The following is a 9113-nucleotide window of genomic DNA, read 5'->3' on the forward strand; positions in this document are numbered from 1 at the left end:
GGGCTCCCGGTGCCGCGCGCTTCGCCGCCATGGCGGGCGCCGGCGGGCTTGCCGCCGCGGCGGTTGCCGCCGGCTGCATTGCCTCCGGGAGCATGGCCGCGGTTGCCGCCTTCGCGGCTTTCGCCGGCAAACCAGGTGCGCACCGAAGGCAGTTCCTGGCCGGGCGCCACGCCGCGCTTGTTCTTGCGCCGGCCTGGATTGGCCGGCCGCTCGGGACGGGCCACGTTGCCGTTGACTTCCTTGCCGGGCCTGCGGCGCTGCTGCTTGCCGCGCACCGGTTCTTCGCGGATGCGGTCGAATGCGCGCAACTCGCGCGCCTCGTCCTGGTAGGCGCCGCTCCAGGCGCCGGTGGCGCCGCGCTCGGGCCGGTATTCAGTGACATTGCGGCTGGCGCGACGCTGGTGCAGCACCGGACTCAGCGTAAGTGCCGGCTGCGCAGGACCCAGGCCGCAGCTCTTGCGCAGGTCCTTGACCGCGTCCTCGGAGAGCGTTTCGCACTCGCCGCGGCGCAGCGTGCGCGGCAGCTCCACGCGGCCATAGCGGATGCGCTTCAGGCGGCTGACCAGAAAGCCCTGCGAATCCCACAGGCGGCGAACCTCGCGGTTGCGGCCTTCGCGGATCACCACGCGGAACCAGCTGTGGCTTCCGCCGCGGCTGATGACGGCGATCTCGTCGAAGCGGGCAGGGCCGTCTTCCAGCTCGACGCCAGCCTTGAGCTTCTCGATCACTTCGTCGGGCACCTCGCCGTGCACGCGGCAGAGATATTCGCGTTCCAGCCCGCTCTTGGGATGCATCAGCGCGTTCGCCAGCTCGCCGTCAGTGGTGAGCAGCAGCAGGCCCGTGGTGTTGATGTCCAGGCGGCCCACGGCGACCCAGCGCGCACCCTTGAGGCGCGGCAGCTGTTCGAACACGGTCGGGCGGCCTTCGGGATCGTCGCGGGTGGTCAGCACGCCTTCGGGCTTGTGGTAGAGCAGCACCTCGGTGTCGTCGCGGTTGTCGGTGGCGACGACGAACTGCTTGCCGTCGAGCACCACGCGGTCGCCGGCATGCACGCTGGCACCGATGCCGGCCGGCGTGCCGTTGAGTTCCACTTCGCCGGCCTGGATGCGCTGCTCGAGCATGCGGCGCGAGCCCAGGCCCGCATTGGCCAGCACCTTGTGCAGGCGTTCTTCCAGGGCGGGGGCGGCGACCTCGGCGCGGGCTTCGCGCTTGAGGGTCAAGACGGATTTCTGCGGCGCAGTCATGCGCGGTACTCCTCGGTGTTCTGCTCGGCGGCGTCTTCGTCGACGTCCGCAGGGGCTGCTGCCTCGTCGGCAGTGGCGGATGGGATGGATGCCTCGCCGTCGGATGCGGCGGGTGTGGTTTCGATGGTGTCAGCCGGTTCCGCCGCGGCTTCGGCGGGCGCAGGCGCGTGGTCGGCGGAAGCCTCGTCATGAAGGGACTCGGCACCGATTTCGTCGGCCTCGCTGGATGCCGCCTCGTCATGCGCGGCCTCGGCGTCTTCCTCGTCCGGATCGATCGGCAAATCCTTGATCACCCGCGGAGGCAGCGGCTCCTGGTCGAGCCGCAGCTGCGGATCCTCCATGTCGCGGATTTCCGACAGCGGCGGCAGCTCGTCGAGCGACTTGAGGTTGAAGTAGTCGAGGAACGCCCGGGTGGTGCCGAACAGCGCCGGCTTGCCGGGCACGTCGCGGTGGCCGACCACGCGGACCCATTCGCGCTCCTCCAGCGTCTTGATGATGTTGGAGGACACCACCACGCCGCGGATCTGCTCGATCTCCGGGCGGGTGATCGGCTGGCGGTAGGCGATCAGCGCCAGCGTCTCCAGCAGCGCGCGCGAGTAGCGGCTGGGCTTCTCGGTCCACATGCGCGACACCCACGGGTGCACGTCCTGGCGGACCTGGTAGCGGAAGCCGGAGGCGACTTCCTTGAGCTCGATGCCGCGGCCGGCGCAGTCGCCGGCCAGCGCTTCCAGCGCGCGGGCGATCGCCTCGCGGTCGACTCCGTCTTCCTCGACGAACAGGTCGCCCAGCTGCGACACGCTGAGCGGCTGGCTGGCCGCGAGCAGGGCCGCTTCGATAATGGGTTTGAGTTGCTCGATCTGCATGGCCTTGAGGTCAGAGATGCGAATGGGGCGCGCCGTCACTCGGCGGCGGCGGAAACCGGCATGTCGTCCGGCAGTTCGGCGCTTTCGTCGGCCAGTGCTGCCTTGGCCTTGACGTAGATCGGCGCCAGCGGTTCTTCCTGCACGATCTCCACCAGCATTTCCTTGGCCAGTTCCAGCATGGCCAGGAAGGTCACCACCACGCCCAGGCGGCCTTCGCCGACGTCGAACAGGCTCTCGAAGCGGTGGAAGGTGGCGTCCTCGAGCCGGCTCAGCAGTTCGCCCATGCGCTGGCGCACGCTCAGCGCCTCGCGCTTGATCGCGTGGTGGCCGAACAGCTCGGCCCGGTGCATGACGTCCTTGAGCGCCAGCAGCATTTCCTTCAGGTCCAGCGGCGGCGGCAGCTTGACCACGTTGCGTTCGCCCACCTCGGCCTGCACCGCCACCGTGTCACGCTCTAGGCGCGGCAGGGTATCGATGTCCTCGGCCGCCTTCTTGAAACGCTCGTATTCCTGCAGGCGGCGCACCAGTTCGGCGCGCGGGTCTTCTTCGATGCCTTCCTCGGCGGGCGGTCGCGGCAGCAGCAGGCGCGACTTGATCTCGCCCAGGATCGCGGCCATCAGCAGGTACTCGGCAGCCAGCTCCAGCCGCATCACGTCCCGCATCATGTCGATGTATTCCATGTATTGCCGGGTGATCTCGGCAATCGGAATGTCCAGGATGTCCAGGTTCTGGCGGCGGATCAGGTACAGCAGCAGGTCCAGCGGGCCCTCGAACGCTTCGAGAAAAACTTCCAGCGCGTCCGGCGGGATGTACAGGTCCTGCGGCATCTGCAGCAGTGGCTCGCCGCGCACGATCGCCAGCGGCATTTCCTGCTGCTGGGGGATCGACGCGAAGGCGTCCTGCGGCGGTATGACCGGCTGCTGCGGATCTGTGCTCATCAATGCATGTCGTGGGGCCGCTCACGCGGCCGGCAATGCTTCAAAACCTGCCATCGTCGCAAGGCGGCGCCCTGCGGACGGGTATCCCCTCGTGACCGCGGCTCGAGGCCGGCAGTCGGTCAAGCTGGCTTGCCCTTTCTGGCCAAAGACTCCGGCCGGAACCCTCGCCGCGGTGCCGCGTGACGAGGCCGCATCGGTCAGCGGTTCGGTCAGGCGGGCGGTCATCGGGTCCAGGCCAGGCTTGCGGGGCTCGGCATGGACACGTGACAGGATGGCGCCTTGCGCCAGGGACGGTTCAAATCGGTCTGCGGGATGCCTGGGATGCGTGTCGCGGTGGCCAGGATGGCCGCCACGGCGCACGCTGGAACCCGCCGATGGCCACAGGTTAGCGTCAGCGTCGCGGCAAGTCCAGTATGCGCGAGAGCCATGGGAGGCTTGGGCCGCATTGAACCGCGCGATCGCGTTGCTTGGGCAGCTTGTGACACGGCGCGTCCCGCTTTCCGCCGAGCGCGGCAGTTCGGCGACTTTTTTTGCTGGAGCAGGGAAGAACGATACGTCGTTCCCGCCATGGCATGGCACTTGCTTCGCTTTGCCCGAAGGGCCGCGGGCGGGCTTGCCGCCTGTGCATCTGGACGAAGCCCGCAATTGCGGGCCCCGCACAGCCGCGGTCCAGCACCTGCAGCCGCTGTCGATGACTCGCGGAATGCGTCGTACGATTGCAGGGACGTCACGGGAGGCGCAGGCGCGCCTGAGTTGGGGAGCTAGATGACGATCGAAGACAACGTAGCGGATGAGTCGGGCCCCAAGTTCCTGCGGCCCGCGCGCATGCGCATCGAAACGACCGTGCTGATGAGCCACGGCGTGCAGTCGCACCCGACCGAACTGGTCGATATCTCGGCCACGGGCGCGCTGCTGCGCCGGCCGCTGGGCTGGCAGGGCGAACTGGGGCAGAGCTGGGTGCTGGACATGATTTTCGGCCGGGACCTGCACATCCATCTCGAAGCGGTGGTCGCGCGCATCTCGGACCGGCACATCGGTTTTGCCTATTCGCGCATTCCCGAGGACAAGCAGGTGCCGCTGTGGAACCTGCTGGGCGGCTATGCCGACATCCTGGAGCACTGGCGCGAGGAGTGAAGCCTGCCTTCCGGCTTATCAGGCGGTAGCCTTCTTCTGCTCGTCGCGCAGTTCGCGGCGCAGGATCTTGCCCACGTTGGACTTGGGTAGCGCGTCGCGGAATTCGACCAGTTTCGGGCGCTTGTAGCCGGTCAGGTTGTCATGGCAGAACTGCTTGAGCGCCTCGGCCGTCAATGCGGGATCCCTACGCACCACGAACAGCTTCACCACTTCGCCGGAATGCTCGTCCGGCACGCCCACGGCGGCGACTTCGGCTACGCCCGGGTGCTGCATGACCACGTCCTCGACCTCGTTCGGATAGACGTTGAAGCCGGACACCAGGATCATGTCCTTCTTGCGGTCGACGATATAGACGTAGCCATTCCCGTCCATCCGCGCGATGTCGCCGGTATGCAGCCAGCCGTCCGTGCCCAGCACCTTGGCCGTTTCCTCCGGACGTTGCCAGTAGCCCTTCATCACTTGCGGCCCGCGCACCATCAGCTCGCCGACGTCGCCGATGGGTAGCGGCTGGTTGTCCTCCGACCAGATCGCCACGTCGGTGGAGGGCACCGGCAGGCCGATCGAGCCGTTGTAGTCCTTGAGGTCCAGCGGGTTGATGCATACCGCCGGCGAAGTCTCGGTGAGGCCATAGGCTTCGGCGAGGGTGCAGCCGGTGGTCTTCTTCCAGCGCTCGGCCACCGCGCGCTGCACGGCCATGCCGCCGCCAAGGGTCAGGTGCAAGCGGGAGAAATCGAGCTCGGCGAAGCCGGGCGTGTTGAGCAGGCCGTTGAACAGCGTGTTGACCCCGGTGAGCGCGGTGAAACCGGACTTCTTCAGCTCCTTGACGAAGCCGGGCATGTCGCGCGGGTTGGTGATCAGCCAGTTGAGCCCGCCCAGGCGCATGAACACCAGGCCGTTCGCGCACAGCGAGAAGATGTGGTACAGCGGCAGCGCGGTGATGATCACTTCTTCGCCCGGCTTGGCGAGGTCGCCGATCCAGGCGCCCGCCTGCAGCATGTTCGCCACCATGTTGCCGTGGCTGAGCATCGCGCCCTTGGCGACGCCCGTGGTGCCGCCGGTGTACTGCAGGAAGGCGAGGTCGTCGTGGTCCAGCGCGACCGCCGGCATCGGGTGGGCTGCGCCCAGCGCCAGCGCGTCGCGGAAGCGGACCGCCTGCGGCAGATGGTAGGCGGGCACCATTTTCTTGACGTGCTTGAGCACGAAGTTGACCAGTGCGCCCTTGGGGAAACCGAGCAGATCGCCGATGCCGGTCGTCACGACGTGCTCGACCCGCGTCTGCGCGAGCACTTCCTGCAGGGTCGAGGCGAAGTTGTCCAGCACCACGATCGCCTTGGCGCCGGAATCCTCCAGCTGGTGCCTCAATTCGCGCGCGGTGTAGAGCGGATTGGTGTTGACCACCACCAGCCCCGCGCGCAGCGCGCCGAACAGCGCGATCGGATACTGCAGCACGTTGGGCAGCATGATGGCGAGCCGGTCGCCTTTCTTCAGGCCCAGCACGCCGGTGAGGTAGCCGGCGAACTGGCGGCTCAGCGCCTCGATCTGGCCGTAGCTGAGCTGCTTTCCGAAGCTGGCGAAGGCGGGTCGGTCAGCGAACCTGTCGAAGGCCTCTTCCACCACCGCCGCGACGGACGCATAGGCGTTGACGTCGATCTGCGCGGGCACATCATGCGGATAGTGGGCCAGCCACGGACGCTCGTTGCTCATGTAGTGTTCCTGTTTCCCCGTTCGCCTTGCGGCCGAGGCATTGGAGCATACGCCAGCGCATGGCCACAAGCCGCGCCGCGACGGGAATCGGAGGGTTCATGCAGACGCGAAAAAGGGTGTTTTCCTGCGGTCTCGCCATGCTGTTGGCGGCCTTTGCCGGCTGCCGGCATGCGCCGGACGAAACGCGTGTGCGCGAGGCCATCGCTTCGGCCGGGCAGGCGGCTGAAGAGGCCGATGCCGGCGGCGTGGTCGAGCCGCTCAGCGAGGACTTCGACGGCAATGGCGGCCGGCTGGAGCGCAAGGACATCGCCAACCTCATCCGCCTGGCGCATCTGCGCGGCGAGCATGTGGGAGTGACCTTGGGGCCGGTGACGGTGGAGCGTCGCGGGGAGCGGCTGGTGGCGCGCTTCACCGCAAGCCTGACCCGCGGCAGCCACCTGCTGCCGGATGCGGCCGGCGTGTACCAGGTGGAAACGGCATGGCGCAGGGATGGGAACCAGTGGCGCTGCTACAGCGCAACGTGGGAGAGGCAGTTGTAGCGCATCGCCTAGGGTGGGCTTCGCCATCTCTCCTGCAAGTTGCGTTGGGCTGAAGCCCACCCTACGTAGGCAAAAACGACAAGGCCGCCCGGAGGCGGCCTTGTCGCTGGTGCTTCGGGGACGCGTCAGGCGGCTGCCTTGCGGCCGGCCAGCTGGCGCAGCACGTACTGCAGGATGCCGCCGTGGCGGAAGAACTCGCGCTCCTTCGGCGTGAGCAGCATCACGTGCACGGCGAACTCCTTTTTGGTGCCGTCGGCTGCGGTGGCGATCACCCTGGCTTCCTTCGATTCGCCGCCGGCCAAGCCGACGATCTCGATCGATTCCTTGCCGGTCAGCCCCAGCGACTGCGCGTTCTGCCCGTTCTTGAACTGCAGCGGCAGCACGCCCATGCCCACCAGGTTGGAGCGGTGGATGCGCTCGAAGCTCTCGGCGATCACCGCCTTGACGCCCAGCAACAAGGTGCCCTTGGCCGCCCAGTCGCGCGAGGAGCCGGTGCCGTATTCCTTGCCGGCGATGACGACGAGCGGCGTGGCTTCGGCCTTGTACTTCATGGCCGCATCGTAGATCGCCATCTGCTCGCCGGTGGGCACATGCAGCGTGTAGCCGCCTTCGATGCCGCCCAGCATCAGGTTCTTGATGCGGATGTTGGCGAAGGTGCCGCGCACCATCACGTCGTCGTTGCCGCGGCGCGAGCCGTAGGAATTGAAGTCCTTCGGTTCCACGCCCTTGGAGATCAGGAAGCGGCCCGCCGGGCTGTCCTTCTTGATCGAGCCGGCCGGCGAGATGTGGTCGGTGGTGATCGAATCGCCGAACAGGCCAAGCACGCGAGCGCCGTGGATGTCGTTCACGTGGCCGACATCCATGGTCATGCCGTCGAAGTAGGGCGGGTTCTTGATGTAGGTCGAATCCTCCCACCGGTACAGTGCGCCGTCCGGCGAGGCGATCTGGTTCCAGCGGCTGTCGCCCTTGAACACGTCGGCGTAGTTCTTCTCGAACATGGCCGGGCTGATCGCGCCGGCGATGGTGTCGGAGATTTCCTGGTTGGTGGGCCAGATGTCCTTCAGGTACACCGGCTGGCCGTCGTTGCCGGTGCCCAGAGGCTCCGTCGTCAGGTCGATGTCCAGCGTGCCGGCCAGCGCATAGGCGACCACTAGCGGCGGCGAGGCCAGGTAGTTCATCTTCACCTCGGGGTGCACGCGGCCCTCGAAGTTGCGGTTGCCCGAGAGCACCGAGGCTACCGCCAGGTCGCCCGCGCCGATGCCCTGGCTGATTTCGGCCGGCAGCGGACCGGAGTTGCCGATGCAGGTGGTGCAGCCGTAGCCGACGATGAAGAAGCCGACCTTCTCCAGCTCCTTCAGCAGGCCGGTCTTTTCCAGGTAGTCGGTGACCACCAGCGAGCCCGGGCCGATCGAGGTCTTCACCCAGGGCTTGGCCTTCAGGCCCTTGGCGGCGGCCTTCCTGGCGAGCAGGCCTGCGCCGAGCATCACCGCCGGGTTGGAAGTGTTGGTGCAGGAGGTGATCGCGGCGATCACCACCGAGCCGTCCTTCAGCGTGAGGTTCTCGCCGTCCTTCTGCACGCCGACGCTGCCGCTGCCGGCCTTGCGGTTGGCGGTGAGCGGGCCGATCACGTCGTGGAAGCTCTGCTTGACGCCTTCGAGCAGCACGCGGTCCTGCGGGCGCTTGGGGCCGGCCATGGACGGGCGCACGTCGGCGAGGTTCAGTTCCAGCGTGATGGTGAACTCCGCGTGCGGGGTGGTCTCGTCGTGCCACAGGCCCTGCGCCTTGGCGTAGGCCTCCACCAGCGCGATCTGCGATTCCTCGCGGCCGGACAGCCGCAGGTAGTTCAGCGCCTCCTGGTCCACCGGGAAGATGCCGCAGGTCGCGCCGTATTCCGGCGCCATGTTGGCGATGGTGGCGCGGTCGGCCAGCGGCAGGTGCTTGAGGCCGTCGCCGAAGAACTCGACGAACTTGCCCACCACGCCGAGCTTGCGCAGCATCTGGGTGACGGTCAGCACCAGGTCGGTGGCGGTCACGCCCTCGGACAGCCTGCCGGTCAGCCGGAAGCCGACCACCTGCGGGATCAGCATGGACGAAGGCTGGCCCAGCATCGCCGCCTCGGCCTCGATGCCGCCCACGCCCCAGCCGAGCACGCCCAGGCCGTTGACCATGGTGGTGTGCGAGTCGGTGCCGAACACGGTGTCCGGGTAGGCCCAGAGCTGGCCGTCCTTCTGCGCGGTGAACACCACGCGCGCCAGGTGCTCCAGGTTCACCTGGTGCACGATGCCGGTGCGCGGCGGCACCACCTTGAAGTTGTTGAACGCCTTCTGGCCCCAGCGCAGGAAGGAGTAGCGCTGGTGGTTGCGCTCGAACTCGATCTCGACGTTCTGTTCCAGCGCCGATTCGGAGCCGTAGGCGTCGACCTGCACCGAGTGGTCGATCACCAGCTCGGCCGGCGCCAGCGGGTTGATCTGGGTGGCGTCCCCGCCGAGCTTGACCACCGCGTCGCGCATGGCGGCGAGGTCGACCACGCAAGGCACGCCGGTGAAGTCCTGCAGCAGCACGCGCGCGGGCATGAAGGAGATCTCGGTGTCCGGCTCGGCCTTGGCGTCCCAGTTGGCGACTGCCTCGATTTCCTTCGAGGTCACGTTCAGGCCGTCTTCGTGGCGCAGCAGGTTCTCCAGCAGGATCTTC

General features: G+C 67.5%; 7 protein-coding genes. 2 read left to right on the top strand and 5 right to left on the bottom strand.

The features are described from left to right. From HOQ08_RS09635 to HOQ08_RS09645, 3 genes are all read right to left on the bottom strand, one after another. A partial coding sequence (locus tag HOQ08_RS09635) for a pseudouridine synthase (RefSeq protein WP_291193729.1) occupies nt 1–1244 on the bottom strand: 1244 nt, incomplete at its 3' end. Next, nucleotides 1241–2107: an SMC-Scp complex subunit ScpB gene (gene scpB / locus HOQ08_RS09640; protein ID WP_291193732.1), complete on the bottom strand. Its 867-nt coding sequence runs from the start codon at nt 2105–2107 to the stop codon at nt 1241–1243. The genes scpB and HOQ08_RS09635, both read right to left, overlap by 4 nt. A 35-nt stretch (nt 2108–2142) precedes the next feature. Beyond that, nucleotides 2143–3045, bottom strand: coding sequence for a ScpA family protein (locus HOQ08_RS09645; RefSeq protein ID WP_291193735.1), 903 nt, complete (start codon nt 3043–3045; stop codon nt 2143–2145). 765 nt (nt 3046–3810) lie between these two features. Between HOQ08_RS09645 and HOQ08_RS09650 the strand changes: the two genes are divergently transcribed. Continuing rightward, entirely contained in the window at nt 3811–4179 is a 369-nt protein-coding gene (locus HOQ08_RS09650; protein WP_291193738.1) for a PilZ domain-containing protein, read from the top strand. 18 nt (nt 4180–4197) lie between these two features. On the opposite strand, the gene HOQ08_RS09655 is transcribed toward HOQ08_RS09650, so the two are convergent. Further along, the gene (locus HOQ08_RS09655) at nt 4198–5883 is read right to left on the bottom strand and encodes an AMP-binding protein (RefSeq protein ID WP_291193741.1); all 1686 of its coding nucleotides are present in this window, start codon (nt 5881–5883) and stop codon (nt 4198–4200) included. A gap of 98 nt (nt 5884–5981) precedes the next feature. On the opposite strand from HOQ08_RS09655, the gene HOQ08_RS09660 reads away from it, so the two are divergent. Then, nucleotides 5982–6422: a hypothetical protein gene (locus tag HOQ08_RS09660; RefSeq protein WP_291193743.1), complete on the top strand. Its 441-nt coding sequence runs from the start codon at nt 5982–5984 to the stop codon at nt 6420–6422. 125 nt (nt 6423–6547) lie between these two features. Here the strand turns inward: HOQ08_RS09660 and acnA are convergent. Next, nucleotides 6548–9113, bottom strand: a 2566-nt coding sequence (acnA, locus tag HOQ08_RS09665) for an aconitate hydratase AcnA (protein ID WP_291193747.1), incomplete at its 5' end; no start/stop codon positions are given.

It is taken from the genome of Frateuria sp., assembly GCF_013362045.1.
Lineage (GTDB): Bacteria > Pseudomonadota > Gammaproteobacteria > Xanthomonadales > Rhodanobacteraceae > Frateuria_A.